Source organism: Marinithermus hydrothermalis DSM 14884, from assembly GCF_000195335.1.
GTDB lineage: Bacteria > Deinococcota > Deinococci > Deinococcales > Marinithermaceae > Marinithermus > Marinithermus hydrothermalis.
Window position 1 is genome coordinate 1329859 of record NC_015387.1, and the last position, 25142, is coordinate 1355000.

The 25142-nt window shown below is 68.4% G+C and carries 20 protein-coding genes and 1 tRNA gene (1 of these 21 running past the window's edge); 14 read left to right on the top strand and 7 right to left on the bottom strand.

Annotated features, from left to right (window positions below; genetic code table 11):
- Window positions 1-119: 119 nt before the first annotated feature.
- From MARKY_RS06660 to mqnP, 10 genes are all read left to right on the top strand, one after another.
- Window positions 120-980 (top strand): sulfurtransferase, encoded by an 861-nt coding sequence (locus tag MARKY_RS06660; RefSeq protein ID WP_013704115.1) that lies wholly within the window; start codon window positions 120-122, stop codon window positions 978-980.
- Window positions 981-1135: 155 nt separating this feature from the next.
- Window positions 1136-2269: an ABC transporter ATP-binding protein gene (locus tag MARKY_RS06665; RefSeq protein ID WP_013704116.1), complete on the top strand. Its 1134-nt coding sequence runs from the start codon at window positions 1136-1138 to the stop codon at window positions 2267-2269.
- A 71-nt stretch (window positions 2270-2340) separates the two neighbouring features.
- Window positions 2341-3387, top strand: a complete 1047-nt coding sequence (locus MARKY_RS06670; RefSeq protein ID WP_013704117.1) for a sensor histidine kinase — start codon at window positions 2341-2343, stop codon at window positions 3385-3387.
- Between the two features lie 9 nt (window positions 3388-3396).
- Window positions 3397-3975: a response regulator transcription factor gene (locus MARKY_RS06675; RefSeq protein WP_013704118.1), complete on the top strand. Its 579-nt coding sequence runs from the start codon at window positions 3397-3399 to the stop codon at window positions 3973-3975.
- 67 nt (window positions 3976-4042) lie between these two features.
- Window positions 4043-4372 carry a cyclic-di-AMP receptor gene (locus tag MARKY_RS06680; protein ID WP_013704119.1) on the top strand — a complete coding sequence of 110 codons (330 nt, stop codon included), beginning with the start codon at window positions 4043-4045 and terminating at the stop codon, window positions 4370-4372.
- Between the two features lie 13 nt (window positions 4373-4385).
- Window positions 4386-5291 (top strand): DsbA family protein, encoded by a 906-nt coding sequence (locus MARKY_RS06685; protein WP_013704120.1) that lies wholly within the window; start codon window positions 4386-4388, stop codon window positions 5289-5291.
- 5 nt (window positions 5292-5296) lie between these two features.
- A complete protein-coding gene (locus MARKY_RS06690; RefSeq protein ID WP_013704121.1) occupies window positions 5297-6064 on the top strand; it encodes a tRNA (adenine-N1)-methyltransferase in 768 nt (255 codons plus the stop codon).
- A gap of 3 nt (window positions 6065-6067) precedes the next feature.
- Window positions 6068-7618 carry an Rqc2 family fibronectin-binding protein gene (locus MARKY_RS06695; protein ID WP_013704122.1) on the top strand — a complete coding sequence of 517 codons (1551 nt, stop codon included), beginning with the start codon at window positions 6068-6070 and terminating at the stop codon, window positions 7616-7618.
- An 18-nt stretch (window positions 7619-7636) separates the two neighbouring features.
- Window positions 7637-7987 (top strand): aspartate 1-decarboxylase, encoded by a 351-nt coding sequence (panD, locus tag MARKY_RS06700; RefSeq protein WP_013704123.1) that lies wholly within the window; start codon window positions 7637-7639, stop codon window positions 7985-7987.
- The gene (gene mqnP, locus MARKY_RS06705) at window positions 7987-8835 is read left to right on the top strand and encodes a menaquinone biosynthesis prenyltransferase MqnP (protein ID WP_013704124.1); all 849 of its coding nucleotides are present in this window, start codon (window positions 7987-7989) and stop codon (window positions 8833-8835) included. The genes panD and mqnP overlap by 1 nt, the downstream gene beginning before the upstream one ends.
- A gap of 25 nt (window positions 8836-8860) precedes the next feature.
- Here the strand turns inward: mqnP and hslO are convergent, their stop codons facing one another.
- The 6 genes from hslO to pdo all read right to left on the bottom strand — a co-directional run bounded on the left by hslO (window position 8861) and on the right by pdo (window position 13492).
- On the bottom strand, window positions 8861-9895 hold the full coding sequence (gene hslO / locus MARKY_RS06710; RefSeq protein ID WP_013704125.1) for an Hsp33 family molecular chaperone HslO: 1035 nt from the start codon (window positions 9893-9895) through the stop codon (window positions 8861-8863).
- A 10-nt stretch (window positions 9896-9905) separates the two neighbouring features.
- Complete coding sequence (coaD, locus tag MARKY_RS06715) at window positions 9906-10397, bottom strand: pantetheine-phosphate adenylyltransferase (RefSeq protein ID WP_013704126.1); 492 nt, start codon at window positions 10395-10397, stop codon at window positions 9906-9908.
- A complete protein-coding gene (locus MARKY_RS06720; RefSeq protein ID WP_013704127.1) occupies window positions 10375-10929 on the bottom strand; it encodes an RsmD family RNA methyltransferase in 555 nt (184 codons plus the stop codon). Before MARKY_RS06720 ends, coaD begins: the two co-directional genes overlap by 23 nt.
- Entirely contained in the window at window positions 10880-12520 is a 1641-nt protein-coding gene (locus MARKY_RS06725) for a Na/Pi cotransporter family protein (protein WP_245526766.1), read from the bottom strand. Before MARKY_RS06725 ends, MARKY_RS06720 begins: the two co-directional genes overlap by 50 nt.
- Window positions 12521-12668: 148 nt before the next feature.
- Window positions 12669-12745 (bottom strand) — tRNA-Pro (locus MARKY_RS06730).
- 57 nt (window positions 12746-12802) lie between these two features.
- Window positions 12803-13492 carry a protein disulfide oxidoreductase gene (gene pdo, locus MARKY_RS06735; protein ID WP_013704129.1) on the bottom strand — a complete coding sequence of 230 codons (690 nt, stop codon included), beginning with the start codon at window positions 13490-13492 and terminating at the stop codon, window positions 12803-12805.
- A 146-nt stretch (window positions 13493-13638) separates the two neighbouring features.
- Between pdo and MARKY_RS06740 the strand changes: the two genes are divergently transcribed.
- Genes MARKY_RS06740 through MARKY_RS06755 form a run of 4 tightly spaced genes read left to right on the top strand, consistent with a single transcriptional unit; the run spans window position 13639 to window position 18804 of the window.
- Complete coding sequence (locus MARKY_RS06740) at window positions 13639-14604, top strand: nitrilase-related carbon-nitrogen hydrolase (protein ID WP_013704130.1); 966 nt, start codon at window positions 13639-13641, stop codon at window positions 14602-14604.
- A 4-nt stretch (window positions 14605-14608) separates the two neighbouring features.
- Window positions 14609-15889, top strand: a complete 1281-nt coding sequence (gene hemL, locus MARKY_RS06745) for a glutamate-1-semialdehyde 2,1-aminomutase (protein ID WP_013704131.1) — start codon at window positions 14609-14611, stop codon at window positions 15887-15889.
- Window positions 15890-15895: 6 nt separating this feature from the next.
- Window positions 15896-17209: a tRNA uridine-5-carboxymethylaminomethyl(34) synthesis GTPase MnmE gene (mnmE, locus tag MARKY_RS06750; RefSeq protein ID WP_013704132.1), complete on the top strand. Its 1314-nt coding sequence runs from the start codon at window positions 15896-15898 to the stop codon at window positions 17207-17209.
- 44 nt (window positions 17210-17253) lie between these two features.
- Window positions 17254-18804 (top strand): cation:proton antiporter family protein, encoded by a 1551-nt coding sequence (locus tag MARKY_RS06755; RefSeq protein ID WP_013704133.1) that lies wholly within the window; start codon window positions 17254-17256, stop codon window positions 18802-18804.
- On the opposite strand, the gene MARKY_RS06760 is transcribed toward MARKY_RS06755, so the two are convergent.
- Window positions 18805-25142, bottom strand: the 3' portion of a protein-coding gene (locus MARKY_RS06760) for a translocation/assembly module TamB domain-containing protein (protein ID WP_148230411.1). It continues 1627 nt past the right edge of the window; 6338 of the gene's 7965 nt are visible here — the last part of the coding sequence; its start codon lies beyond the right edge, outside the window — the gene reads right to left on this strand; the stop codon is at window positions 18805-18807.

Consider the following 25142-nt stretch of genomic DNA (forward strand, 5'->3'; position numbering starts at 1 on the left):
GCTAAAGCGCCCTTCGGCTACCATGTACCGGATACGCAAACCACGCTCGTCCGCAATGTAACGCCATGATCCCCACACTACCCCGCTCAAGGGTATGCTTACCTGGGGGAGGTGAAGGTATGGGTCAGTACGCGCATCCCGAGGTGCTGGTCAGCACGGACTGGGTTCAAACTCACCTAAACGACAGCAACGTGCGCATCCTAGAGGTGGACGAGGACATCCTGCTCTACGACACGGGGCACATCCCCAACGCCCAGAAGATCGACTGGCAGGCGGACTTTTGGGACCCGGTCACGCGGCAGTTCATCGACGAGGATCGGTTCGCCGCTCTGATGGAACGCCTCGGCATCTCCAACGACACCACCGTCGTCGTGTACGGCGACAAGAACAACTGGTGGGCCGCCTACGCCTTCTGGTTCTTCAAGTACAACGGCCACGAGGACATCCGCATCATGAACGGCGGCCGCCAGAAATGGGTGGAGGAAGAACGCCCCCTCACCACCGAGGTGCCCAGCTTCCCCAAGGGCCACTACCGGGTGAGGTACCGCGACGAATCGATCCGCGCTTACCGCGACGACGTGCTCGAGCACCTGCTCAAGGTCAAGGACGGCAAGGGCGCGCTGGTGGACGTGCGCAGCCCGGAGGAGTACCGGGGGGAGCTCACCCACATGCCGAACTACCCGCAAGAAGGCGCGCTGCGCGCCGGACACATCCCCGGGGCCCAAAACATCCCCTGGGCCCAGGCGGTGAACCCCGACGGCACCTTCAAGTCCGCTGAGGAACTCAAGGCGCTCTACACCTCCAAGGGGGTTACGCCGGACGAGGAAATCATCGTGTACTGCCGCATCGCCGAGCGCAGCTCGCACACCTGGTTCGTCCTGAAGTACCTCCTGGGTTACGCGCACGTCGCCAACTACGATGGCTCCTGGACCGAGTGGGGCAACCTCGTCGGCGTGCCCATCGAAAAACCCGCCCAGTAACGCACACCGCTAACCCAGCGCCGGGAAGCTCCGGCGCTGGGTTATTGCGATCCCCAGCCTTGCCGCGCCGCACGACAGTCGGTAGACTGTGGTCGTACTCCGAAAGCCGCTCCCCGATGGGCCTTGGGCTCACAGCGTGGGAGGAGGAGGGGCAGATGGCAAAGGTCAAGCTGGAAAATGTTTGGAAGCGCTTCGGCAAGGTAGTCGCTGTCAAAGACTTCAACCTCGAAACCGAGGACGGCGAGTTCGTGGTCTTCGTCGGGCCGTCCGGCTGCGGCAAAACCACCACCCTACGCATGATCGCGGGCCTCGAGGAGATCAGCGAAGGGCGCATCTACATCGGGGACCGTCTCGTGAACGACGTACCCCCCAAAGACCGCGACATCGCGATGGTCTTCCAGAACTACGCGCTCTACCCGCACATGAACGTCTACGAAAACATGGCGTTCGGCCTGCGGCTGCGGAAGGTGCCCCGCCAGGAGATCGATCGCCGCGTACGGGAGGCGGCCCAGCTCCTCCAGATCGAGCACCTCCTGAACCGCAAACCGCGCGAGCTCTCCGGCGGACAGCGCCAGCGCGTCGCGATGGGCCGCGCGATCGTGCGCGAACCCAACGTCTTCCTGATGGACGAGCCGCTCTCCAACCTGGACGCGAAGCTGCGCGTCGAGATGCGCGCCGAAATCTCCAAGCTCCAGCGCCGCCTCGGCGTCACCACCATCTACGTCACGCACGACCAGGTGGAGGCCATGACGCTCGGACAGCGCATCGTGGTGATGAAGGACGGGGAGATCCAACAGGTGGACACCCCCCTCAACCTCTACGACTTCCCCGTAAACCGCTTCGTCGCCGGTTTCATCGGCAGCCCCGCGATGAACTTCCTCCGCGCACGGGTCGAAGCGGAAGGCGACGCGGTCTGGCTCAAGAACACCGGGTTTAGCCTCAAAGCCAACGCCCTTTTTGGCAAGGAGCTCAAGGCCTACAACGGCAAGGAGGTCTGGCTGGGGGTGCGCCCCGAGCACCTGGGCCTCAAAGGGTGGACGCACATCCCCGAAAAGGACAACGTGTTCACCGGAACGGTCGAGGTGGTGGAACCCCTCGGTGCGGAGACCGAGGTGCACGTGAGCGTGGGAGAGCACCGGGTCATCGCTCGGGTGGACGGCCACGCGCCCGTGCAGCCCGGCACCAAGGTCGAGCTGCTCGCCGACCTCGACCGACTGCACGCCTTCGATCTGGACACCGACCGCACGATCGCGCACTCCGCCGCCCCCAAACCCCAGGCGCAAGCCTAACCCTACGCATCCCCAAAGCGCGCCGTCCCGGCGCGCTTTTTTATTCCGGTTCCGGTATCCTAAGGGCGATCATGACCGCCAGCCTCAAGGTGTGGCTCACCCTCACCATCAGCCTACTGGCCTTCATCCCGAACGTTCTCGTGGTACTCGGCCTGCTCCACACCCTCCCGGAGCGCCCCCCCCTCCTTGACCTGCGCCTGATCCTCTGGATCCTCCTCCTCGCCGTGATCTCGGCCCTAAGCGGGCTCTACCTCACCCGCCGTCTTCTAGCCTCCCTGGAGGAACTCACCCGCACCTTCCGCTACCTCAAGATCTCCCCCCGCAACCTCCCCGAGCTGCACCTCCCCCCCGCCCAACACCCCCTCCCCCAGGAGGTCCGTGAACTCCGGGCCCAGTTCGAAGCCCTCCTAGACCACTTTCGCCGCGAGGCCCAAGCACGCGAAATGGTGTTCGCTACGCTCGCCCACGACCTCAAAACCCCCCTCCTCGCCGCCGCCCGCGCCGTGGCCTACCTCGAGGAAGCAGACGATATCGGAAAGGAACGGCGCAAAGAACTCTTGCGCCAGATCCAACACGAGCTCACCCGCGCCCACCGCCTGGTCGAAAACCTCCTGACCGCAAGCCGCCTCGAAACCACCCGCCCCCTCCGCGAACCCCTCAACCTTCGCCCCCTCCTCGAGGACCTCCGCCTCCGCCACCTGGAGGACGCCGAAGCCCACGGCGTACAGGTCACGATCGAAGGGAGCGGCACGGCACGCGCGGACCGGTTGTTGCTCGAGCGCGCGGTCGCGAACCTGGTGGACAACGCGATCCGGCACGCCCGCAACACGGTCGTCCTGCGCGCCAGTGACGGCTGGATCGAGGTGGAGGACGACGGCCCTGGCCTGCCCGCACCGCTGGAAGCCCTCTCCCAACCGTTTCGCAGCCAGCACCTGCGCGGCGTTCCCGCCGGAAGCGCCGGGCTTGGGTTGTACATCGCCCGGCAGGTAGCGGAAGCGCACCAAGGCCGGTTGACGCTGCGACCCGGAACTCTAGCGGGCGCGTGCTTGCGCATCGAGATCCCCGATCCGTGGCGCGCCGCGCCCGCCTCTACCGCCACGACCAAACGGGTAAAATGACCTACAGGCATGCGCTTATTAATCGCGGACGACCATCCCTTGTTTCGCCTCGGTATCAAGGCGGTCTTCGAAAAGCAGGGGTTCGAGGTGGTGGGCGAGGCCGCCAATGGGCTCGAGGCTGTTCAGCAGACGCTGCGCCTGGACCCGGACGCGGTACTGCTCGACGTGAAGATGCCGCTTTTAGACGGGATCGGCGCGGCCAAGAAGCTGCGGGAGGAGGGGTATACCGGCCTGATCGTGATGCTCACGACCTTCACCGAGCCAGCCCTGCAGCACCAAGCCGCTGAGGCCGGCGCCGACGCTTACCTTTCCAAGGAGGTCAGCCCGGCCGAGCTCGCGCGGCGGGTGCTGGACCTCGCCGAGGGGCGCGCCGGCCGCTTCGTGCCGCCCCCTGTCCCCGAGCTCACGGCGCGCGAGCGGGAGGTCCTCACGCTGCTCGCCCGCGGCATGACCGCCAAGGAGATGGCCCGGTACCTGAACCTCTCCCCCGACACGGTACGCGACCACCTCAAGCGCCTCTACGGCAAGCTCGACGCTCGAGGGCGCGTCGAAGCGCTCGTGCGCGCGCGTCAGTTGGGATTAATCTAGCGCCCTCCTCGCCTTACCCCGCGACGCCCGGGAGCGCCTCGGCGCGGACGTAGTACAATGAAGGCAAATGAAACTCCTCATCACCATCGTCCAGGACGCGGATGCTCCCGCGCTGGTTAAGGCGCTGAGCGAACACGGGTTCCAGTCCACCAAGCTCGCCTCGACGGGCGGCTTCCTTCGCGAAGGCAACACCACGCTGTTGATCGGAGTTGAGGACGACCAGGTCGAGACGGTCAAGGCCATCATCCGGGAAAAGGGGCGTACCCGCACTCGCCTCATCACGCCGGGCGTGCCCCTCGCGGAAGCGCCCGATCCCTTCCTGGCGCAGCCGGTCGAGGTGCGGGTCGGCGGAGCCGTGTGCTTCGTCGTGGACGTCGAGGAATTCTTCAAGTGCTGAACCAGGAAGCCCCGTGCGTACCTTACTCGTCCTCTGGTGCTTCGCTATTCCGGCCTTCGCGCAGATCAGCCTGCCCCCCGAAGCCTTCCTCAACACCCTAGGCCTCCCTCCGGCACCTGGCTTAACCCACACGTACGGCCCCGCCTCCCTCACGCTCGAGACGCTGGACGGGCTTGTGTACCGGGTCCACTACACCGGTCCACCGGACGACTACACCCGAGCCGGTGAGGTCATCGCTGCAGCCGTCCAAGCGCCCAGCGTCATCGAGGCCTTCGCGGACTGGATGCGCGAGAACGCGCCCCGCCTGAGCGGCCAAGGCCCCGTCCTCGTCGGGCTTGGAGACGCGCACGCCCTGACCCTCGAGCTCCACGACGTGCTCCGCCTAAGCGTAGGGCCGGTCATGGTGCCGGAAACGCAGTTCGGCCCGGCCCGCCACGTGCTCGGGAGCGGGCCCGTTGCGATCCGGGAGTACTCGGACTTCGAGTGCCCCTTCTGCGCCCGGCTACACCGGGAGGTGCTGCCCGAGCTCAAGGCTCGGTACATCACGACCGGCCTGGCCCGCTTCGAGTACCGCCACTTCCCCCTCTACCGCATCCACCGCGAAGCGATCCCGGCCGCCGAGGCCAGCGAGTGCGCCGCCGAACAGGGCGCGTTCTGGGCGTTCCACGACACGCTCTTCACCCTAGGGGTCGGGGACTACCTGAAAGCCGCCCAAGCGGCCGGCCTCGACCTCGAGGCCTTCAAAACCTGCTACGCCGAACGGCGGTACCGCGCGCGCGTCGAGGCCGCGCTCGCGGAAGCCGAACGCCTCGGGCTCCGCGGCACCCCCACCGTGTTCGTCGGCCCCTTCAAGCTCCCCAACCCCTACGACCTCGAGGCGTATGGGCGGTACATCCGCATGGCGCAAGCCTTAAAGTAAAAGGCATGCGTTACGGCGACCTCGTTCTCCTACGCGACACCAAAGGCCGCAAATACCTGTTCCGGCTGGTGGAAGGCGGGGTGTTCAGCCACCATAAGGGCAGCGTCAAGCACGCGGACATCCTCCAAGCACGCTACGGCGGGTGCGTCTACACCAACCAGGAGGAGCGCCTCACCGTGCACAAGCCCACCCTCGAGGAATACGTCCTCCTCATGAAGCGCGCCGCGACCGTCACCTACCCCAAGGACGCGGCTGCCATGATCATGTTCCTGGACCTCGAGCCCGCCTCCCGCGTCCTCGAGGCGGGCAGCGGGTCCGGCGGGCTCACCCTCTTCCTCGCCCGGGCCGTGGGCCCCGAGGGCGAGGTCTGGAGTTACGAGGCGCGCGGCGCGTTCTCCAAGCGCGCGCGCAAGAACGTGGAGGCCTGGGGGGTGGAGAACGTGCGCTTCGAGGTCGGGGACCTGGCCAAGGCCGAGCTGCCCGAGGCGTACTTTGACGGGGTGGCCCTCGACCTCATGGAGCCCTGGAAAGTCCTGGACGCCGTCACCCCGGCGCTCAAGCCCGACCGCGCCCTCGTCGCGTACCTGCCGAACATCACCCAGGTGGTGCAACTCATCCAAACGATCCACGAGGGGGGGTACCCTTACCTGGTGGAGCGCGTCATCGAGGTGGGGCACCGCGAGTGGGACGTCCGCCCCCCCGTGGCGCACCCCAAGTTCCAACAGGTGGGCCACACCGCCTTTTTAACCGTCCTGCGTCGCCTCCAGGGGTAAGCCGTGGAAGGCCTCGTCATCCACGCGATCCTTCGGGACCTCACCCCCAAGCTGCCCCGCCGTACGCTAGGCTGGGTCTTTCCCGACGAGGGCAGCGCGGCCGTCTGGCTCGAGGGCCTGGGGAACCTCGTGCTGCGCTACCGTCCCCCCCACCCGATCCTCACCCTCGAGCCAGAGCGGCTCGAGGGGGACCCCAAGACCCCCTTCCAGCGGCTGGTCGCCACCCGCGCCCGCGGGCGGCTCGTGGCCCTCGAGCAGCACCAACTGGATCGGGTGGTGACCCTGGCCTTCGAGGGCGAGCGGGGGTTCGTGGATACTCCACCGGCGCGGCTGGTCTTCGAACTCACCGGGCGGAACGCCAACCTCATCCTGACCGACCCCGAGGGACGGATCCTCGGCGTGGACCGTGAGGTAAACCGGCAGATCAACCGCTACCGCGAGCTTCGTCCCGGCCTACCCTACACCCCACCCCCCCCATACACCAAGCTTGACCCGCGCACGCTCGGTCCGGAAGACCTCCAGGCGCTTCTCGGCCAACCCCTCGCCCAGGGGCTCGTCCAGCACGTGGACGGGATCGGGCCAAACCTCGCCCGCGAACTCGCGCGCCGGGCCGGCCTCACCCCGGGCACTCCCGTCGCGCCCGAGCACCTGGAATTGATTCACACCGCCCTAAAGGACCTCGTTCAAGACCCCCTCAAAAGCACCCACCTCGGCGAAGCCCTCCGCCAGGCCTGGGAGCAAGAGAAGGCCGAAGCCCTCCGCAAACCCTTGCTCGCCGCCCTGGAGAAGCGACGCCGCACCCTCGAAAAACGCCTCGAGGACTACGCGCGGGCCCTCGAGCGCCTGGAGGACGCCGAACGGTACCGCACCTGGGGGCACCTCCTCCTGGCCTACCCGGACCGAATCCCCCCGCACGCCAACACCGCGCGCCTGCCCGGGTTCGAGGAGGGCACGTGGGTCGAGGTCCCGCTCGATCCGGCCCTCACCCCCGTGCAGAACGCCGAACGGTACTACGCGCGCGCGAAGCGGCTCGAGGCCCTGGCGGAGCGCGCCCTCGAGCTCGAGCCCCGCACCCGGGCGGCCCTGGCGGCCCTCGAAACGGAGATCCAGCACGTCCGGACGGCGGGGCTCGAGGCATTGCGCGAACGGCTGCGACGCGACCGGGCGGAGGCGCGCAGCCGGATCGGGCTGCGGTACACGGCCCCCGGCGGGTTCGAGGTGTGGGTCGGGCGGAACAGCAAGGAGAACGACCTCCTAACGCGCATGGCCCGCAGCATGGACGTGTGGATGCACGCCCAGGGGGTGCCTGGCTCGCACGTCATCGTGCGTAGCGGCGGAAAGCCCGTGCCGCTCGAGGCGTTATTGTTCGCGGCGCGGCTCGCGGCGTACCACTCGAAGGCCCGGGGGGAGCGGAACGTGCCGGTGGATTACACGCTCAAAAAACACGTGTGGCGCCCGCGCAAGGCGGCGCCCGGACAAGTATTGTACACGCAGGCGAAGACCTTGTTCGTGGACGCGGCACTACCCGAAACCCTTGAGGAGCCTTTAGACTAGGGGACCGTGAAGAGGACGATGTTCCATGCCAAGATCCACCGGGCGGTCGTGACGCAGGCCGACCTGAATTACGTGGGATCCATCACGATCGACGAGGACCTCCTCGAGGCTGCGGGCATCCTACCCTACGAGCAGGTGGACGTGCTCGACATCACCAACGGCAACCGCCTCACCACCTACACCCTGCCCGGCGAACGCGGCAGCGGCGTGATCGGCATCAACGGGGCCGCGGCCCACCTGGTGAAGCCCGGGGACCTTGTGATCATCGTGGCGTACGGCCTCTTCGACGAGGAGGAGGCCCGCCGGGTCCAGCCCACCGTGGTGCTGGTGGACGAACACAACCGCATCACCGAGGTGCGCAAGGGCTGATGCAACGCGTTCGGACCTACCTCGACCTGGTCCGTTTCGAGCACACCCTGTTCGCCCTGCCCTTCGCGTACGGCGGCATGTTTCTCGCCGCGGGGGGATGGCCGGGTTGGACGGTCTTCGGGTGGGTCACGGCCGCCATGGTTGGGGCGCGGACCGCAGCCATGGCCTTAAACCGCCTGATCGACTGGCGGATCGACGCGCTGAACCCCCGAACCGCGAACCGCCACCTGCCCCGGGGGCTCGTCAAGCCCGGGGAGGTGCTGGCCCTGGCGGGGATCGGGTTCGTGCTCCTCGCCTGGGCCGCGCTGAACCTGAACGCCCTAACCGCGCGCCTTCTGCCGGTCGCGGTCTTCTTCCTGACCGCCTACTCCTACACCAAGCGGTTCACCTGGTTGTGCCACTACTGGTTGGGGCTCACGATCGGCGCCGCGGCCGCGGGCGGGTGGATCGCCGTGAGCGGCGCGTTCGAGCCCGCGACCTTTGCCCTTTGGGCTGGTGTGGCGCTTTGGATCAGCGGGTTCGACATCCTCTATGCCACGCAGGACTACGGGTTCGACCGGGCCTACCGCGTGCACAGCATCCCCGCGCGCTTCGGTATCCCCGCCGCGCTCAGGATCGCCCGGATCAGCCACGCCGCCTCCTGGACGGCCTTCCTGATCGCGGGCGTGCTCTACGGAGCTGGAGCCGCGTATTTCGTAGGGGTCGGGCTTGTGGGCCTGATCCTGGCCTACGAGCACCGCCTGGTCCGTCCCGACGATCTCTCCCGTGTGGACATCGCCTTCTTTCAGGCCAACGTCGCGGTCAGCCTGGGGATGTTCGCGTTCATCCTGCTCGAAACCCTAAGGTGACGGCGGGCGCCTGCCCGCCGTCACCTCAAGCCTGGGGCGGCTCAGGCCCCTCCGGCCGCTCTACCCTGCGCCCACAGCGGCAGGTGTCCCCGGGAATCTCCAGTTCGAGGCCGTCGGCGCGGCGGCGGTACCAGATCTCCCCGCAGTCCGGGCAACGCACCTCGTGCTCGACGCGCAACCCCTGGATCTCCTCGGGCGTGATCCGGTACACCTCTCCGCACCAGTGGCAGATCACCTCCGCGCCGCCGTCCTGGACGATCATGTCCTCGCGCTCTTCCGGGGTAAAAAAGACCAGCGCCTCCACGGCCCGCTCCCGGCTGCAGCGGCAGCGAAAAACCACGGGCACCTCGCTGCCCGCGTACCCAAAGGGCTTCAGGTCCAGCGTCTCAAACCCCAGACCGTCCATCACCGCGGCCACCGCGCCTTCCAACCCCTTTGCCTTGAGGAGCGGGGTAAACCCCTTAATCCCCGCCAGGTTTTGCTCGAGCCGCTGGATGTCGGCCTCATCCGCCCCGGGGAGCACCTGAACGGCCATGCCGCCCGCAACCTCCACCTCGCCCTCCCCGTGCACCCGCACGCCCAGGAGAACGGCCGAGGGGATCTGCTCGGACTGCCACAGGTAATGCGCGATATCCTCGGCGATCTCCCCCGAAACCAGGGGCACGCTGGACTCGTACAACTCCCCGCTCGGCAGCGCGCGCACCACGCGCAGCTCCCCCGCGCCCACGAGCTCTCCCACGTTCAGCTTGCCGTCCGAACGCAGCGGAACCTCCGCTTGCGGGTTTTTGACGTACCCGCGCACGCTCCCGTCCGGGGCCGCCTCCACCACGATCCCGCCCAGCGGCCCGTCCCCGTCCACGCGCAGCGTGAGTCGCTCGCGGGGGGTCTTGGATAAGAGGAAGGCGAGCAACACCGCTCCGGTCATGGCCCGCCCCAGCGCGGCGGTCGCGGTGGGCGAGAGCCCGTGCCGCTGGCGGGCCTCCTCGACCACATCCGTGGTGTCGGCAGCGAGAACCCGGAACTCGCCTCCTCCCGCTAACCCTCGAATCAGTCGTCCCATGATGCCCTCCTTAGCCCTTCTGGTGGCCGAACTTCCGCTCGAGGGCCTCGGCCGTCGCCTTGGGCACGAAGCGGGAAACGTCCCCACCGTAACGCGCGATCTCCTTCACCATCGTCGAGGAAATGTAGGACCAACGGGTCGCCGCCATGACGAATAACGTCTCCACCTCCGGGTTCAGCTGCCGGTTCAGGTGCGCCATCTGCAACTCATACTCGAAATCCGAAACAGCCCGCAACCCCTTGACGATCACCCGCGCACCCTTGTGGCGCATGTAATCCGCCAAGAGGCCGCTAAAGGACTCCACCTCCACGTTGTTCAGGTGCTGCGTCGCCTCTCGGATGATGGCCAGGCGCTCCTCGACGCTAAACAGAAAACGGTTCTCCTTGCGCGGGTTCACCAGCACGGCCACCGTGACCCGGTCGAACAACCTCGAGGCCCGCTGCACCACGTCCAGATGCCCGTTCGTGAAAGGATCAAAGCTACCGGGATACACCGCGTGCATGCTCCTCCTCCCCCACGCTCACGATGGTCAAGGCGTTACTCCCGTACACGCGCCGCTCCCCCAGCGGCACGAACAACTCGCTCGGGTGCTGCAGGATCGCCACCCCTCCGGGCCGCACAACGCGGCTTTCCAACAACCGCCCGAAAGCCTCGAGCAGATCGATCGGGTACGGGGGCGCCATGAACGCGACATCAAAGACCTCCCCCTTGCGCTGGGCCTCGAGCAGGTACCGCTCCACCGCAACCCCTTCAATGCGCGCGCGCAGCCCCGCGCGGCGCAGGTTCTCCCGCAGCATCCGCACGGCCTGCGCGTCCCGCTCCACCAGCACCACGGCAAACCCCTCGCTCGCCGCCTCCAACCCTACCGCGCCCGAGCCCGCGTACAGGTCCAAAAACCGTCCCCTCCGCGGGAAACGCCCCCGGAGGTAATCGAACAGCGCCTTGCGCACCCGGACTGGGCTGGGGCGCGCCGAGGCGGGCACCTTAAGGGGCACGCCCTTCGCCTTCCCTCCCAGAATGCGTAGACTTCCCATCGTCGCCTCCATGCACTTCCGGGACCAACTCGGCCACGCGAGTCAGCCCCACGTCAATCGCGTCCAGCGTCATCAGCATATCCAGATGCGCCGCGGAACTCGCCCGGGACTCGGGTCGGCCGGCCTCGAGCCGCCCCAGGTGCGCCTGGCGCAGGCGTTGCAGGTAGTCCTCCATCGCTTCCCGTTCCGCCACGATGCGGCGCGCGAGCGCGGCGTTCCCGGTAGCGAGCGCAGCGAAGGCTTCCTGCATGCGGCGGTACACCCGCGCCGCCGCGTCCGCGAGCTCCTCGCGCCCTTCGCGGCTGAACTCGAGCCCTTTGGCACGCAGCTTGTCCTGTTGCTTGAGGAGGCGGCGCACCAGGTCCGCGAGGTGCTCGAGGGCGTTCGTGAGGAGGAGGAGCTTCAGCGCGACGGCGGTGCGGGCCTCACCGTGCAGCTTGGCGAGGTAGAGCACGACCGCTTCGGTTAAGCGGTCCACCTTCTCCTCCCGGTAGTGCACCGCCTCCGAACGCCGCTCCCCTTGAGCGAGGCTGCGCACCGCTTCCCCCATGATCTGCGCCACCTGGTCACTGATGCGCACCACCTCGCGTAGGGCCAGGCTCACCGCGAGCACCGGGGAGGCCAAGGCCTCCTCGGAGAGGTACTTAGGGCGCACGGCCTGCGCCGTGTCCGGCACCACTCGGCGCATCACGCGCTCCATCAAGGGGATCAAAGCCAAAGCGGGCAGCGCGGCGATCAGGTTGAAGAGCGTGTGGGCGTTGGCGACCAGCCGCGCTTCTCCCCCGCCCACCCAGCGCACCAACTCCGTGTATGGCTCGAGGAACAGGAGGAAGGCCACGCCGGCCACGAGCTTGTACCCCAGGTGCGCGAGCGCCACGCGCCGGGCTTCCACGCCGGATCCGGCCGCGGCCACGAGCGGCGTGAGCATTGTGCCGACGTTACCGCCTACGACGAGGGCTAGGGCGGCCTCGAGGTCCAGGCGTTCGGTCAGGGCGAGGGCCATCGCGAGTGCGGCGGTAGCGTTGGAGGAGTGTACGAGAGCAGTGAAGACGAAACCCAACCCCGCGAGGAGGAGGGGGTTTTGGCTGAAGGTCTCGAGCAAGAGCGCGGCCAGCGGGCCCTCGGTGGCGGGCTCGAGGGCGCGGATCATGAGGTCGAGCCCTAAAAAGAACAAGCCGATCCCGCTCACCGCACGACCTGCTTCCCGAAGGGGTGCCCACAGGGAGGCGAAGTACCCCGCGGCCACCATGGGCAAGGCGTAATCGAAGACGCGGAAGGCCGCGAGTTGCAGCGCGGCCGTGCCGCCCAGGGTCGCGCCTAGGGAGAGGGCCAGCCCTTCGCGAAACGCGATCACGCCGGCGTCAATCAGGCTGATCACGGTGACGGTGAGGGCGGTGCCGCTTTGTACTACGGCGGTAAGGGCGGTAGCTGCCACGAAGGGACGCAGCACACCCCGCGTCGCGCGGGAGAGGAGGCGGCGGAGCGAGGTGCCCCCCAAGGCCTCGAGGGCTGCGGAGGTCTGGGCAAGCCCCATGAGGAAAAGGGCGAGCCCGCCTAGAACGACCAGCACCGTGGCCTCCTGGATTCGCACCGCGCTGCGTCTCGGGCTTCGTGGGAGTGCGCGTGGACTCGACCGTGCATGGGCTCCTACCGCAATGATACCCCGCACCCAGGGGTTTCAGGGGGTTGCCCTTGATCCAGGGCATCAAAAGGTAAGGCACCCTGGCGGGTGCCCTGCTTGGTCGGGGAGAGAGGATTTGAACCTCCGACCCCCTCGTCCCGAACGAGGTGCGCTGCCAGGCTGCGCTACTCCCCGACAGCCGCATGGGTTAGTCTAGCCGCTGCCCGCGAAGGTGTCAAGCGGCTGGCCGGGTTACGAGGCCGGAACCGCCGCCTTCTGTACGGCCTCGAGGAAGGCCGAGACCGGCTGGGCCCCCAGCACGCGGGCCGCGCCTTCGTTGATGACCGTGTCCGGAACCCCGTGGATCCCGTAACGGTCCGAGAGCTTGGGGAACTCCTGGGCCTCGATCATCTCGCCCACGACCTTGGGGGAGGCGTAGGCGAAGCGGTGCGCTACGCGGACCGCCGCCGGGCAGTAAGGGCAGGTGGGGGTGACAAACACCTGCATCCGTACCGGGGAGGGAAGCGCGTTCAAGGCCTGGACCACCTCGTCCGGGAGGCCGTGCCCGTCCCGCCCGAGCATCTCGATGTCCTCGAGGAGGCTAGCGAACTCGTACCCGGCGGGAATCCCCCGGTAGCGCAGGTTCGTCGCGTCTGAGCCTTTTTCGCGCAGGATGATCGTCGGCGCGGCCTCCACGCCCATCTCCTGGGCCTTGGCCTTCCCTTCCGGCAGGGCCAGGTTGTAGATGGTGAGGTGCAGCTTGTCCGTGAGCGCCTCGAGCTCTTTTAACAGTTGCTCGGTCTCCTTGCAGTAGACGCAAGGCTCCTTCCCAGGCGTGATGATGGTGGAGGTATCGGTGAACAACACCGCCTCCACGTCACGGGTTAGGGTCGCGAGTCGTTCGCGCACGATTCGTTGTTCTTGTTCACCCAGCAACGGCATGCTTCATCTACCTCCGTACTTCACGATCTAGATACCCCGTACGGGGTATCCCACTACCCCTTTTATATCATAAATCTCATCGTCTAATGTTGCGCAGAATACGCCCCCGCCCTTCTCCCTCACGCCCATACCCCCGCCACCCTATAATGCGTAACGTGAACGTCCATCTCGTAGCGGTCCAGGCCGAGATCCACCCCGAGGCCTACCGCAGCGCGGAGACCTTCCAGGAACGGGTCCTGAAGCTGACGCAACAAGCCGTACAGGACCTTCCCGAAGACGAAGCGCGGGTCGTGGCCTTCCCCGAGGCCTTCGCCCTCCCTCTCCTGTTCTGGCTGGATACCCCCGAAGAAACCCTCGACAAGCCCAGCGCCCTTGAAGCCGCGCTCTTCCTCCTCGGGCAACGCTGGCGCGAAGCCCTACGGTACGCCCTACGCCAAGGCGTCCCTCCCCTCCGCGTCTTCTACCACTTGCGGGGCCTCGAGGTCTGGCCGGTGTACGAGCGCGTTTTCCGCGAGGCGGCCCGCGCGGCTCGAGCCTACCTGGTGGCGGGTTCGCTCTTCGCCCCAATCGTGGACTGGGAGCCGGCCCGAGGCTATCACGCGCGCAGCCGCGAAGCCCACAACCTGACCCTCGTTCTCAACCCCCAAGGCACCATCCTGGCCCGCGTCCCCAAGATCCACCTCACCCTGGACGAACGCAAAAGCCTCCTAGCCCCCGGCCCCTACGGAACGCAGGTGGTCCAGACCCGCATCGGGAAGCTCGCCACCCTGATCTGCCTGGATGCGTTCCACGAAACGCTTATCGAACAGGCCGACGCGGCCGGAGCCTGGCTCTTAATCCAACCCTCTGCCAACGCCGCGCGCTGGCGCGGTCCCTGGAGCGCAAACCCCCGGGAAGAAGAGGGCACGGTCTGGCTTCGGGAGGGACTCACCAAGAAACTAGAGGGCCGCGAGCACCTCCGGTACGGGATCAACCCCATGCTGAACGGCCGGTTCTACGGCCTCTACTTCGAAGGCCAAAGCAGCATCGCCACCGCCGGCCAGCTCCTCCAGATCGCCTCGCACCCCACCGGAGACGCGCTCCTCCGCGCCCAGGTGGCGCTAGACTGGTAACGGTATGCGAACGGAAAAGAGCGAAGCGCTGTTCCAAGAAGCCCAAGCCTACATCCCCGGGGGGGTCTCGAGCCCCGTGCGCGCTTTTAAAGCCGTGGGCGGCACGCCCCGCTACTTCGTGCGCGGCCAAGGAAGCCGGGTCTGGGACGCGGACGGCAACGCGTACATCGATTACGTGGGGAGCTGGGGTCCCCTCATCCTAGGACACGCGCACCCCGCGGTCGTCGAACGGGTGACCCAAGTCGCCCAGGAAGGCCTCACCTACGGCGCCCCGCACCCCCTCGAGATCGAACTTGCCAAGCTCGTGCGGGCCGCCTACCCGATGGCCGAGCTGGTACGGTTCGTGAACTCCGGGACCGAAGCCACCATGAGCGCCTTGCGCCTGGCCCGCGGGTACACCGGGCGGCCCTACATCGTGAAGTTCCGCGGAAACTACCACGGGCACGCGGACGGCCTCCTCGTCGAGGCCGGCTCGGGCGCCCTCACCCTCGGCCGCCCCTCGAGCGCGGGCGTCCCGGAGGAGTACGCGCGCCTCACCCTCGTCGCCGAATACAACGACCCCGAAGGGCTCGCTGCCCTCTTCCAACGGTACGGGGAGGAGATCGCGGCGGTGATCTTCGAGCCGGTGGTGGGGAACTCCGGGGTGCTCGAGCCCACGCCGGAGTTCCTCGAGGCGCTGCGCGACCTGACGCAGACGCACGGGGCCCTCCTCATCGCGGACGAGGTCATGACCGGGTTCCGCCTCGCCTTTGGCGGCGCGACCGAACGCTACGGGCTCGAGCCGGACCTCATCACGCTCGGGAAGATCCTCGGCGGGGGGCTGCCCGCCGCGGCGTACGCGGGCCGGCGCGAGATCATGGCGCAGGTCGCGCCCCTGGGTCCCGTGTACCAGGCCGGCACGCTCTCGGGGAACCCCCTGGCGATGGCCGCGGGCGTGGCGACCCTCGAGATCCTCCGGACGCACCCCGAGTACTACCAGCAGCTCGAGGCCCTGGGGGCCGAGCTCGAGCGGGGGCTGAACGAGGTCCTGCACGCGACCGGCACGCCGGGTACCGTGAACCGCGTGGGCTCCATGATCACGGTCTTCTTCTGCGAGGGGCCGGTGCGCCGCTACCAGGACGCCGTGCGCACCGACGTGGAGGTCTTCAAGCGGTTCTTCCACGGGCTCCTAAAGCGCGGGGTGTACTGGCCGCCCTCGGCGTTCGAAGCCGCATTCCTCTCGGTGGCGCACACCCCAGAGGACCTGGAGAAGACGCTCGAGGCCGCACGAGCGGCGCTTGCGTAACCCCGCATGAGCCTACCCTCCCTAAACGACACGATCGCCGCGATCGCCACCCCGCCTGGGAAAGGCGCGATCGGGGTGGTGCGCCTCTCCGGTCCCCAGGCCCTCGAGGTCGCAGCACGCCTCTGGCGGGGTGCGGACCCCCGCACCCTGCCGGGCGGGCGGTTCAGCTACGGTCGCGTCGTGGACCCCGAGACGGGCGAGGTGCTGGACGAGGGGCTGTTGCTCGTGTTCCGCGCCCCCCGTTCCTACACCGGCCAGGACGCCGTGGAGTTCCAGGTACACGGCTCCCCCGCAGTGCTCCGGCGGGTGCTGGAAGCTTGCCTCCAAGCCGGCGCGCGGCCGGCAAACCCCGGGGAGTACACGCTTAGGGCCTACCTCAACGGCCGGATGGACCTCGCCCAAGCCGAGGCCGTCCTGGCCCTGATCGAGGCCGAGTCCGACGCGGCCCGACGCCAAGCCCTTCGCGGCCTCTCCCGCGCCCTCTCGACCAAGATCGAGGCCCTCGCGCAGCGGCTCCTCGACCTCCTCGCGCACATCCAAGCCCTGCTCGACTACCCGGAGGAAGGCGTGGAGCCCCACGAGGCCGAACGGGTCATCGCCCAGGTCCTCGCCGAGATCGAACGGCTCCTCGCCACCACCGCTGCGGGTCGCGTGGCCGCTCACGGCGCACGCATCACGCTCGTCGGCGCGCCCAACGCGGGCAAGTCCAGCCTGCTCAACGCCCTCCTCGGGTACGACCGCGCGATCGTCACCGACATCCCCGGCACGACCCGCGACTACCTCGAGGCCCCCCTGGAGATCGGTGGGGTGCCGGTCATCGCGGTGGACACCGCAGGGGTGCGCGAAACCGAGGACGCCGTGGAGCGCGCCGGGGTCGAGCGGGCCCTCGAGCTCGCGCGGGAAGCCGACCTCATTTTGTTCCTCGCGGACCGCACCCAGCCCAAGCCCACCCCGCCCGAACTACCGTGGGAGCGCACCCTCAAGGTCGCGACCAAGGCCGACCTGCCCGCCCTTTGGGAGGACCCCGAGTACCTGTCGGTCTCGAGCAAGACCGGGGCAGGGCTCGAGGCCCTCCGCCGAGCGATCCGCACGCGGCTTTTAGGCGGGCTTTCGGAAGGCGAGGTGTGGATCGCGAACGAGCGGCACGCTGAGGCGCTGCGCGAAGCGCGGGCGCACCTTCTGGAGGCCCGACACGCACCGGAGGACCTGATGGGCCTCTCCCTCCAGGCCGCGGTGGAGGCCCTGAACCGCATCCTGGGGAAGGACGTGCCCGAGGAGGTGGTCGACCGGGTGTTCCGCAACTTCTGCGTGGGGAAGTAGCCTCCCGTGCCAGGTACAATGAACCTACCCCCGGAGGGCGGGCGATGGACGTACTGTGGATCGGGATTGCGTACGGGATGGGCCTCTTAGCGGCAAGCGTCGGGCTACCGCCGCTGGTGGGTTTTCTGGGGGGCGGGTTTGCCTTGGGCGCCCTGGGGTTCACCGGGGGGGCGTTCCTGCACGAGGTGGCCCACACCGGTGTGCTCCTCCTCCTGTTCTCCGTGGGCCTCAAGGTCCGGCTTAAGAACCTGTCCCAACCAGAGGTATGGGGCACCGGCCTTGCGCATCTCCTCGTCTTCAGCGCCCTCGGCACCCTGGTCCTGGGCCTGAGCGGGCTGTACTGGCGGCCGGCGCTCTTCCTCGGGCTGGCCCTGGCCTTCTCCAGTACGGTGATGGCCGGTAAACTCCTGGAGGAAAAACGCGAGCTCAGGGCGTTCCACGGCCGCGTCGTGATCGGCATCCTGATCCTTCAAGACCTGGCTGCCGTCGCTCTACTCGCCTTCGCCGGGGCCGGCGCGCCCTCGGTGTGGGCGCTAGCGTTGCTGGGTCTTCCCGTCCTGCGCCCCCTTTTCATCCGTCTGTTAGAACGCAGCGGGCACGCCGAGCTTCTGGTCCTGTACGGAATCGGTCTCGCCCTCACCGGCGCCCGCCTTTTCGAAACGGTTGGGCTCAGCGGCGAGCTCGGCGCGATCGTGCTGGGCATGATCCTCGCCGACCACCCCCGGGCCCAGGAGCTTTCCCAAAGCCTGTGGAGCCTCAAGGAAGCGTTTTTGGTCGGGTTCTTCCTCGAGATCGGCCTGGAAAGCCACCTCACCCTGGAAACCCTGCTCACCAGCCTGGGGCTGGTGCTTCTCGTGCCCCTTAAGGCCGCCCTGTTCTTCCTACTGTTGGTGGCCCTCAACCTGCGCGCCCGCACCGCCTTCCTCGCCGCGCTCGCGCTCGGTAGTTACAGCGAGTTCGCCTTGATCACCGCCCAGCTCGGGGTCGCCAGCGGGCTGCTGGAGGCCACGTGGCTTCCCCTCCTCGCGCTCACCGTAGCCCTGTCCTTCGTCATCACCGCTCCGGTAAACCGCGCCGCGCACGGGCTGTACGAGCGGTTCAAAACCCCGCTGCTCAAACTCGAGCGCCCCAACCGGCACCCGGACGAAGAACCCGTCTCGTTAGGTAGCGCCCGCTTCCTCGTGGTGGGCATGGGCCGCACGGGTACCGCAGCGTACCAGTTCCTCCGCGAGCAGGGCGAGCCCGTCGCGGGGATCGACGCGGACCCCGGAAAGATCCAGCAGCACCGGGCGGAAGGGCGCCGCGTCCTGTACGGCGACGCCGAGGACCCCGCCCTTTGGGAAGGGCTGCGCCTCGAGGGGCTCCAAGGCGTGCTGCTCACCTTGCCGGACCTCGAGGCCCGCATCCGCGCGGCGGAGCATCTCAGACGGCGCGGGTTTTCCGGCTTGATCGGAGCTACGAGTTACTACCCGGAGGAAGACGAGCGGCTGCGCGCGGTCGGGGTCACGCTGATCTTCCATCCCTTCACCGAGGCGGGCGCCCGCCTCGCGGAGCTAGGGCTCCAAGCCCTCGAGGAAAGCCCCCAGGTCGCGTGATCAGAAGCGCCACTCAAACCCGAAACTGACCTCGGACCCTTCCACTTCGTTCGCCCCTTCGATCTGGAAGAAGAGGTCCACATCCCGCTCGAGGGCGTACGAGACCGAGAAGTTCAGACGAGGAGAGCGGGAAACGTCCCCCTCCGCCACGAACCGCGCGCCCTCCGCGCGGTACTCGAGCGACACGAGCTGGTTACCCTGAAGGTCCACCCGGTACCCGAGGAACAGGTCGGGGCTCAGGTACTTGCCGATCGTGAAGCGGGTCTCGGCGAGGTCCCCTCCGGTCAGTACCGGAGCCTCCACCCGCAGGACGTCCAACCCCAAGGCGCGCGCTAGCTCCCGCTCGAGCTGCCCGATCACTAGGCTCTCCACCGCTGCCGACAAGGCCCCCTGGGTCAGCTCGATCGGCACTTCCGCCAGGCGGGTCGTGCCGAGCGTCAGCAAGGCGTACAGCACGCGTTCGTCGTAGGGGGGGTCCGAACGGAGGTGTGGCTCGAGGACCAGGCGGCGGCTCCCGTCCTCCCGCACGAAACGCCCTTCGGCGCTCAGGAAGACGGTGATCGGTCGGCCGTCGACCGCCAGGCGAGTCCTTGCGGTCAGGTTCACCTCGGGGAACAACCCGTCCGATGGGCTAAAGCGCAGGGTGCCTTCCGTCACCTCGAAACGGTGCTCCCCCAGGAAGAAACTGCCGCGCAGCGCCCGCACCTCCCCGCTTAAAAAGGGGTTCGCCGCGCTGCCTGCCAGGAAGACCTGCCCGCCCAGCTCCCCTTGCGCCAAAGTTTCCTGCAGGATGACGCCCCCCTCCGCCTGAATCCGGACCCGATCAAACACCAACGGCAGCGCGCTCCTCCCCTCCCGGAATACCACCTCCCGCCGCTCCTCGGGGAAGGCCAGCACCGCCCGCTGCACCTCCACCGCCCCACCCAAGCGGTACACCCCGTCCTGTGCGCGAAGCGTGAGGTCCGCCTCCACCCACCCCTCGCGCAGATACCCTTGCGGGTAGGTCACGGGCAAGCGCCCCACCAGACGCAACGCTAACGGGGACAAGCGCCCCTCGAGCGCCGCCGTGCTCGACTGCACGGTGAGCTCGAGGTCGGGGTACACGAGGCGCGCCTCGAGGTTCGTCAACCGCCCCACTCCGGGCAGTGTGGCCTCGCCCGCGCCTCGTGCCTCGAAGGCCTGAAGGGTGCCTTCCGCCGAAAGGCGCGCGCGCACCGGGTACGGCTGGGCTAGGGTCGCCTCTCCCTGCGCCTGGAGGCGATCCCCGTCGTAGGTGATGCGCCCCTGAGCGAACGAGCCGGAGACCGGCCCCAGCGCGAACCGCAGTCCCTCCAGCGCGACCTCCGTGGTGCGGCCCTTGGCCCGCACCGTCACGGTCCCCGAGGCGCTCGGCGCGTACCGGTTCATGCCCGGAATCAGCCGCAGCACCGGGGTGAAGACGGTGTCCCGCAGCACTAGTTCGAGGTCCGCGTCCCGGGGGCTCCAGTACCCGTGCCCTTGCCAACTCCCGGTACCCTGGATGTCGAGGCGCTCCACGAACAGGGTCCCGTCCACGAAGCGCAACACCGCCTGCCCCACGAGCTCGTTCCCTCCACCTACAAGGCGCACCTGCTCGCCCGCCGCGACCACCGTAGCCCGGCGGGGATCCGCCAACGGTAGCTCCAAGCGCACCGCGCCGGTCCAGAAGGCCTGTCCTTCCACCGGTCCCGCCCACGCCGCGAGCGCCAGGTGCAAGGGGAAGCGCACCCACTGCCCTTTGACGCTTAGCACACCGTGGGTCAGGCCGATCGTGAAGCGGCTCTCCCCTAGCTGCACCTCCGCCGTGCCCTCGGAGCCCCCCCAGGAAAAGCGCATCGTAAGCGGCACGGCCTCCCCAGCAATGCGCACCTCCCGGCTAACCAGCCGGCCGCTCCAACGCCCTTGCGCATAAGCGAGGGTGCCGTCCATGCGGCCCGCCACATGCGGCAGAATCCGCGCAACGCCCGGCAAGGCCTCCACCCGGATCGCAGCGGCGTCCGCCTCGAGCCGCGCTTCACGCAGCGCGTACCCGTCTAGCACGCCGCCCACCGTAAAGGTCGCCTCGCCAAGCTCTCCGCGCACCCGCCCCGAGCCCTTCAAGCGCCCGTCCTCAACCCGCAACGACACGGTCGCCGTCGCCCCCAGCCCCCGGATCGGGAACTCCGCGAGCTCCAAGGCGCCCGTCCAGCGCTTATCGCGCTGGAGGCTCCCGTTCCCCCAAGGGCTCTCGAAACGCAGCCGCCCCTCGAGCCGTTGCCCTTCCCCCTCCAACTGCACCCCGTCCGCCCGGTAAGCGAAGCGCCAGGTGCCATCCAGGCCCAGCCACCCCTCCAGGCTGGCCGTCTTCCACGGCAGGCCCACGGCCACCTCGTGCTGGCCGGTAAGGCGGATGCCGTTCCCCTCACCTTCCATCCGGGCCTGGAAACCGTACAGCTCGAGGGTCACCGCGCCCGCCACTCCGTTCCGGTAGCGAAGCGCTCCCGAACCGATGCCCTCAGGAGTCACGGTAAGGCTCAGGTCCTTTAAGGAGAAGCGCCCCTCCAACCGCCCCGGTCCCACGGGGTAAGTGGCACGAATCTCGGAGCCAGCTCCCGTAAAGCTGATCCCCGCGTACCGCCAACTGCCGGCCGCAGTGCGGGCACGCCAATCCACCCGGAGCCCCCCAAGCGCCAACGCACTCGCGCTTAACCGCACCGGGACCCCGTAAACGCGCCCCTCCAGCACGGGCGCCCCCCGCCCTTCTACCGTGAGCCGCCCGCCCGGCACCACAACCTCCCCGCGCCAGGCCGTGTCGTACCGCAGCGTCCCCGCAACATCCCCCGTGAGCTCGAGCTGCAGGGCGCCGTCGTACCCGCCCCGCACCGCCCCGCTCATGCCACCCGCCTGCCAATCGAGCGCGACCTGCACCGCGCGCCACGCGCCTTGGAGCGTGCCGTTCAGCGCCAGCGGCCCCAGCCCGAAGCCCTCCAGCCGCAAGTCCAGCCCCTCCCGGCGCACCTCCCCCTCAAGCCCCTCTCCCTTGAGCACAAGCCGATCCCCTTCACCGTGCAGCGTCACCTGCCGGTCGGCGTACCGGTACACCCCCTCGAGCCACGCCCCAGGCCACGTCCCCGTCGCGTCCAACGCACCCCAACCGCGCGGTAAGTCCCCCACATACCGCCAATCAAGGCGCAGCGGATCCTTACGCAGCTCGGCCGTCAAGGGCGCGAGGCCTCCAGTGCCTTGAAGGGTTAACCCCGCCTCTCCCCCCTCCAGGCGCACCCCGCCCCAGCCCGCGATCTCCAGGTCCATGCGTCCCTGGTACGCCGCCCCGAACTGCAACCAACCCTCCGCGGTGCCGTACGGTCCCGCAAGGTTCGCCTGCAGGGTAGGGGCCCCATCCAGCCCTAGCTCGAGCGTACCGCGCCACGCCCCGTACCCTTCCAGGCGTGCGTGCCCCTGATCGAGGTCCACCGTGCCAGCCACCCCACCCCCTGGAAGGGCCAGGCTCAGCTGCAGCGCTCCGGAAAAGCCCACACCGGGCTGCCAAGCCACCCCGCCGCGCACCTCGGGATCTGGAAGGTCAAGGGTTAAGTTCACCCCCTCAGCGTCCGCGCTGAACCGCACTGCTCCCCTGCGAACGGTGCCGGAAAGCTCGAGACGTGTGGGCTGCAGGCGCGCTTCTCCCTTAAGCGCGAGCCCCGGCCCACGAACCTCGAGCGGTAGAACGAAGGTTTCCCACGCGCCCTCACCACGGGCCTCCAGCACGAGCGGAGCACCCACGAAAGGCGCCAGATCCCAATCGTCCGCCGTGACCGTGAGGCTGCCCCGATCCAGCCGCGCCGTAACGCCCTCTCCTTCGAGGCGGCCCCAAAAGCCGTGGTCGTACCCAAAGGTCAGCACTAGCACCGCGCCTTGCCCCTCGAGGCGTCCCGTACCTTCCACCCGTGGAGCGTTCAAGCTTCCGGACGCCGCGGCTTCCAGCGCCAGCCGACGCCCTCCCCACCCCCCCGCGTAGGTCAGGTACCCCTCGAGGCTCAGGTCCGACCGCACACCGAGCTGGAGCTGAGCACCACGAAGGGTGCCTTCGGCTCGGAGACGCTCTCCCAGCCCCTGGAGCATAAGCGCGGTGTCCGGCCCTTCCAGCTCCGCTTCGCCGCTGAACCGCCCGTTATAGGTTAAATCCCCGTTGAAGCGCAGCGCGCCCGCCCCCGGCACCTCCACGGTCCCTAACCCGCGGACCTCGAGGGCCGCAAGGCGCGGCGCGCCGCGCGCGGTGATCTGGACGGGGCCGGACCAGGTCAGGCGCCACGCCGTTCCCTCTCCGCTCAGCCGGAGGGGACCCGCCTGCTTGAGGTAGGCGTGGCTCACGAGGTAGCCCGAGCCTTCATAACGCAGCCCCGTGCCGCTGAACTGCAGCAACCCGCTGAACAGCGGGGCGGTGTAGCGCACCTCTCCCTGGTAACGAGCGGTGTCCCACGCGCCTTGAGCGGAGAGCTGCACCCCCCGCCCTTGGGCGGTGAGGTGGACCGTCACGCCGCGCATCTCGGCCGAAGCCTGCACCCCATACCCCTGCCCGACCAGGGTGAGGCGCGGGTCGCGCCACGTGCCGTCCAATGTCAGCTCGGCCTGCACCTCGCCGCGCGCCAAACGCAACCCGCCCGCCCAGGCTTCACCAAGGGTGGCCTGCCCCGCGAGCGCACCGCGGCCCTCCACGCGCCACGGCCGCGCGAAATACACGGCCAAACCGGCCTCGAGCGCCGCGTCCCACACCTCCACCACCGGGTACCCCTCCGCCATAAACGCCCGCAACGTGACCGGGCGGCCGTACACCTTAAGCGTTCCCTGGATCTCCTCGCTGAGTCGCCCGCGCATCACGCCGGAGACATCCAGCCCTAACGCAGCTGCGAGGGGGGCCAGATCAAGGGCCACGACCTCGAGATCCCCCCCAGCGTACCGCAGGGCCCCTTGGGGTAGGGTCAGTTCAGCGCGCAGCCCGTCCGCGTACGCGGCGCGCAGCGTGAGGGGCAGACCGGCCAGATCGCTTTGGGCCTCCAACACCGCCCGTGCCGCCTGCCCTTGCAAACGGCCCTCCAACACCCCCGCCCGCCCAGCGAGGCGGTAGGCCCACCGCACCTGCCCCTGGTAGGTCAGGCCCTCTCCCTCGAGCTCGAGCGGCCCGCGCAGCGCCCACACCTGCGAGGACAGGTCGGCCTCGAGCTGCCACGCGGCGGACTCGAGGAGGGGGAGGCGGTAGGTGCCCTTTCCCGTTACGCGCAGGGCCGTGAGGGGCCCCGCAAGCTCGAGGGTGCCTGCAACCCAGGGGTGCTCGAGCACCGCGCGCAGCTCCAGCGTGCTTCCGGTCCAGTACCCCTCGCCTTGCCCCCAGGGGCTCTCGAGCGTAAGGCGCGCGGCGCCGCTGCCCTTGGCCTGGAGGGTTCCGTAGGGACTGATCGCGCGCAGGTCCGCCTCCAGCACGCCGTTTTGACGCAGGGTGCCCTCCAGGGTAAGCGGCAACCCGATCGGGGTGAGGTCGAAGCCCTTGGCTTCCAGGCGTGCACTTGTTTCCGTGCCGCTTAGCGTGAGGGCGCCGTTACTGTGCAGGGTGCCGGCGTAGCGCAACGCAAGCCCCTGCCCCTCAAGGCGGACCTCCCCCGCAAAGGCTTCGGGGCGGACGGTCAGGGCGTACTCGAGCGCTGGAAGGTTCGCGCGCCCTTCAACGGTCACGCCGCCTAGCCTGGGGAGTTCCACCCGCCCCGCCAACGGCAGCGCCTCCCAAGGTCCAGCGCCTTCAAGGTGAAGGCCCTCTCCCTCCACCACGACCCGGCCTTCGGTGAGGCCGCCTTCCGCCTCAAGGCGGGCTGGGCGGCCCCATACCGTGAAGGGCAGGTCAAGCTGGAAGCGGGGAGCGCCCTCCGTCCAACGCACCCATCCCGTCCCCACGCGAGCCTCGCCCGCGCGGACCTCAACGTCCAGGGGCGTTAAGGCAAGGTACAGGCGGTCTGGAGGACGCAGCGTACCCAAAAGGCGCACTTCCGGCCAAAGGGTGCCCACAAGTTCGGCGTACCCCGCGGTGGTTACCTCGAGACGGCCCTCCACGCCTTTGAGGACGGCAGAGACCCACGGCGAATCCAGAGCGGCGCTCCCGGAGAACCCTTGGGCCGTGTATTCTAAATCCGCGTTGACGGTGAGCGCCCCGATGGCGGTGCGGCCCTTAAGCCGCGCGCGTCCGCCTGCCCACTCTAATTGCAGTTCGCCTGTTTGGAGTTGGAGCCCATTCATCGTGACCTGTCCGGTCAAGGGCAGGCGGCCTAGGGGGGTGCGCATCTGGCCGGAGAAGC

Coding starts and splice junctions, on each gene's coding strand:
- MARKY_RS06720 (WP_013704127.1), bottom strand. CDS start 10,929: ATGGGAAGTCTACGCATTCTGGGAGGGAAGGCGAAGGGCGTGCCCCTT.
- hemL (WP_013704131.1), top strand. CDS start 14,609: ATGCGAACGGAAAAGAGCGAAGCGCTGTTCCAAGAAGCCCAAGCCTAC.
- panD (WP_013704123.1), top strand. CDS start 7,637: ATGTTCCATGCCAAGATCCACCGGGCGGTCGTGACGCAGGCCGACCTG.
- mnmE (WP_013704132.1), top strand. CDS start 15,896: ATGAGCCTACCCTCCCTAAACGACACGATCGCCGCGATCGCCACCCCG.
- hslO (WP_013704125.1), bottom strand. CDS start 9,895: ATGGGACGACTGATTCGAGGGTTAGCGGGAGGAGGCGAGTTCCGGGTT.
- MARKY_RS06680 (WP_013704119.1), top strand. CDS start 4,043: ATGAAACTCCTCATCACCATCGTCCAGGACGCGGATGCTCCCGCGCTG.
- MARKY_RS06740 (WP_013704130.1), top strand. CDS start 13,639: ATGCGTAACGTGAACGTCCATCTCGTAGCGGTCCAGGCCGAGATCCAC.
- MARKY_RS06690 (WP_013704121.1), top strand. CDS start 5,297: ATGCGTTACGGCGACCTCGTTCTCCTACGCGACACCAAAGGCCGCAAA.
- MARKY_RS06755 (WP_013704133.1), top strand. CDS start 17,254: ATGGACGTACTGTGGATCGGGATTGCGTACGGGATGGGCCTCTTAGCG.
- mqnP (WP_013704124.1), top strand. CDS start 7,987: ATGCAACGCGTTCGGACCTACCTCGACCTGGTCCGTTTCGAGCACACC.
- pdo (WP_013704129.1), bottom strand. CDS start 13,492: ATGCCGTTGCTGGGTGAACAAGAACAACGAATCGTGCGCGAACGACTC.
- MARKY_RS06675 (WP_013704118.1), top strand. CDS start 3,397: ATGCGCTTATTAATCGCGGACGACCATCCCTTGTTTCGCCTCGGTATC.
- MARKY_RS06660 (WP_013704115.1), top strand. CDS start 120: ATGGGTCAGTACGCGCATCCCGAGGTGCTGGTCAGCACGGACTGGGTT.
- MARKY_RS06665 (WP_013704116.1), top strand. CDS start 1,136: ATGGCAAAGGTCAAGCTGGAAAATGTTTGGAAGCGCTTCGGCAAGGTA.
- coaD (WP_013704126.1), bottom strand. CDS start 10,397: ATGCACGCGGTGTATCCCGGTAGCTTTGATCCTTTCACGAACGGGCAT.
- MARKY_RS06670 (WP_013704117.1), top strand. CDS start 2,341: ATGACCGCCAGCCTCAAGGTGTGGCTCACCCTCACCATCAGCCTACTG.